This window comes from Terrabacter sp. P5_B1, from assembly GCF_056400505.1.
Genome location: NZ_JBFULD010000418.1, coordinates 1 through 3,091, shown reverse-complemented (window position 1 = coordinate 3,091; position 3,091 = coordinate 1). Strand labels below are relative to the sequence as shown.

Below are 3,091 nucleotides of genomic sequence, written 5' to 3'. Positions count from 1 at the left end.
GCCGTGGGCCGCTCGTCGCGCCCACGGTGCCCTCGTCCGACCGGGCCCCCGCCGCCATGGAGCGGGCGCGGATCGATACGCCGCTGCCCACCGGCATACGGGCTCTCGACACCCTCGTCACCGTGGGCCGTGGCCAACGGATCGGGCTCTTCGCCGGGTCCGGCGTGGGCAAGTCCTCGCTGCTGTCGATGGTGGCGCGGGGGAGCGAGGCGCAGGTGTGCGTCATCGCCCTCGTCGGCGAGCGCGGACGCGAGGTCCGGGAGTTCCTCGAGGACGACCTGGGCCCCGAGGGACTGGCCCGCTCGGTCGTCGTCGTGGCCACCTCGGACGAGCCGGCACTCGTCCGCCTCCGCGCGGCCGACACCGCCACGAGCATCGCCGAGTCGTTCCGGGCCGAGGGTGCGCACGCGCTCCTGATGATGGACTCCCTCACACGAGTCGCCATGGCGCAGAGGGAGATCGGGCTCTCGGCGGGCGAGGCGCCGGCGACCCGGGGCTACCCGCCGTCGGCCTTCGCGGTCCTCGCCCGGCTGCTCGAGCGTGCCGGGACCGCCCGCACCGGGTCGATCACCGGCATCTACACGGTCCTCGTGGACGGCGACGACCACAACGAGCCGGTCGCCGACACCGCCCGTTCGATCCTCGACGGGCACGTCGTCCTCGACCGCAGGCTGGCGGTCATGGGGCACTACCCGCCCATCGACGTGCTCGGCTCGATCTCCCGCGTAGCCACCAAGGTCAACTCGCCCGAGCGCACCGCAACCGCGACAGCCCTGCGCCGGGTCCTCGCCGCCCGCAAGGCCGCCCAGGACCTCATCGACGTCGGCGCCTACACGCGCGGTGCCAACCCACTCGTCGACGCGGCCCTCGACCACGCCACGCCGATCGAGGCCTTCCTGACCCAGGGCCTCGACGAGCGCTCTACCGCAGAGGACGCCTGGGCGGCCCTCGACCGACTGACGACCAACCTCGGGGTGCCACGATGACCGTTCCCTTCTCCCTCGCCGGGCTCCTCCGGCTGCGCCGGCTCGAGGAGGACCAGGCCGCAGCCGTCTTCGGCGCCGCCGTCACCCGGCACGCCGGCTTCACCGCGCGCACCGAACGAGCCCTGATGGAGCTCGACCGCCTCCCCGCGGAGGTCGACGGCCTCGCCGTGCTGCACACCGCTGCCGCCGCGCGCGCCGCCTCCAGCGCGATGCTCTCCGAGTTGCGCGCCCTGTCCGACGCCGCGGCCGCGCAGCGCGAGTCGGCCGAGCGCGACCTCGGCCGAGCCCGGGCGCGGACGCTGGGTCTCGAGAAGCTCGAGGCACGGCACGGCGCCGCCGTCCAGGCGGCCGAGCTCGCCGCCGAGCAGGTCGTCCTCGACGAGCTGGGGTCGACGGCACGTAGGCGCACGGCGGGGCGGGTGACGGAGGAGTGACGTTCACCGAGTCGCTGGGGCGCATCCAGCAGATCCAGTCGACGCTGACGCAGTTCGATCCTGCTGCGGGGTCGGTGCGACAAGGCGCGTCCGCCGCCGTCGCCGCTGCCCCGCGAGGCGCTTCGGCAGGGTCGGTCGGCTCGACCGCCTTCGCCGACACCCTGGCCTCGGCCCTGGGACCGGACGCGGCATCCGCGCTCGGTGCGTCCGCCGGGGCCCGTGGCGTCGACGGTCCGCAGCCCCCGGCAGGAACGGTCACCGGCGATGACGTCGTGGCAGCGGCCAAGCGCTACGTCGGCGTGCCGTACGTCTGGGGTGGCACCGACCCGAGCAAGGGCATGGACTGCTCCGGCTTCGTCCAGCGCGTCTACGCCGATCTGGGCATCGACCTGCCCCGCGTCGTCGGCGACCAGATGAAGCGCGGCAGCGAGGTGCCCTCCCTCGCGCAGGCCCGGCCCGGCGACCTGCTCGTGAGCCACGGCCACAACCACATCGCGATCTACCTGGGCGGCGGCAAGGCGATCGACGCGCCCATGCCGGGCAGGACGATCCAGGTGCGTGATGCCTGGGAGGCCAACGGCAACCTCACGACGATCCGCCGCATCGTTCCCGAGACCCCGTCACGCGAGGCCGCGGCCTCGGCCTCCGGGCCCGGCACCGCCGCCCTGGACACGACGCAACGGCACTACGCCAAGGCCATCGTCGACGAGGTCCGCGCCCGCGGACTGCCCGCGCAGGCTGCCGTCGATGCCGTCTCGACGGCGCTGCAGGAGTCGTCGCTGCGGATGTACTGGAACCCGAAGGTCCCCGGCTCCCGATCCCTCGCCCCCGACCCCTCGGCGCGCGGCACCGACGGCCACTCCGTCGGCCTCTTCCAGCAGCAGGTGGACGGCTCGCGCTTCTCCTGGGGGACGGTCGCCGATGCCATGGACCCGCGCACGTCGACGCGGATGTTCCTGGACCGCCTCACGGCCCTGCCCGGCTGGGAGTCRCTGCCGGTGGCGGCCGCCGACCAGGCCGTCCAGCGCTCGGCCTACCCCACGGCATACGCCAAGTGGGAGACGACGGCACGGGAGATCGTCTCCGAGCTCTACAAGGCGGGTTCCTGATGAGCACCCCCATCGTCCCGAGCCAGGCCGCATCGGCCCTGCCCGTGCCGGCAGCCGCAGCCGGACGCTCCGGCCGGAACCTGAGCGGGGGTGCTGGCGGGGCCTTCGGGTCCGCGCTCGCGCTGCACCTGGCGGCGGGGGCCCAGCCGGAGGGGGCCGTCGCGACCGGCCAGGACCTCCTCACGACGCCCGCCACGGGCGACGCACCCAGCGCGTCGGGAGACCGCACGACCGGCGAAGCCCCATCGACCAGCACGCCCGACGGCGGAAGGGACGACGACCCGAGCGATGTGTCCTCCGGCGCGGGGGCCTCTCTCGCACAGACCTGCTCGGTCCTGACGCTGTCCGTGACACTGCCCGCGGCGGTGGTGCCGCCGCAGCCCGTGCCGGTGCAGCCCGTGCCGGTGCAGCCGGCCCCTTCGGCTCCGCCCTCGGAGCCACAGGTGGCGACGGGTGTGGCGGGTGTGGCGGCGACCGGTCGGCCCACCCCGCCCAGTGGGCCGGCTCCCGGCCTCGCCCCTTCCGCCCCCACCCCGGGTGGCCAGGGGCGGCAGTCCACCCC

4 protein-coding genes are annotated in these 3,091 nt (G+C 74.8%); all 4 read left to right on the top strand.

The features are described from left to right. The coding region (locus tag AC1DP0_RS20205) for a FliI/YscN family ATPase (RefSeq protein ID WP_478088059.1) at positions 1-986 on the top strand (986 nt) is incomplete at its 5' end. Continuing rightward, entirely contained in the window at positions 983-1,420 is a 438-nt protein-coding gene (locus tag AC1DP0_RS20200) for a flagellar FliJ family protein (protein ID WP_478088057.1), read from the top strand. The genes AC1DP0_RS20205 and AC1DP0_RS20200, both read left to right, overlap by 4 nt. Then, positions 1,417-2,529 (top strand): C40 family peptidase, encoded by a 1,113-nt coding sequence (locus AC1DP0_RS20195; RefSeq protein ID WP_478088055.1) that lies wholly within the window; start codon positions 1,417-1,419, stop codon positions 2,527-2,529. Before AC1DP0_RS20200 ends, AC1DP0_RS20195 begins: the two co-directional genes overlap by 4 nt. Then, on the top strand, positions 2,529-3,091 hold a 563-nt coding region (locus AC1DP0_RS20190; protein ID WP_478088053.1), incomplete at its 3' end, for a hypothetical protein. The genes AC1DP0_RS20195 and AC1DP0_RS20190, both read left to right, overlap by 1 nt.

Excerpts from the sequence above, each read along its gene's own strand:
- AC1DP0_RS20200 (WP_478088057.1), top strand. The coding sequence starts at position 983 with ATGACCGTTCCCTTCTCCCTCGCCGGGCTCCTCCGGCTGCGCCGGCTC.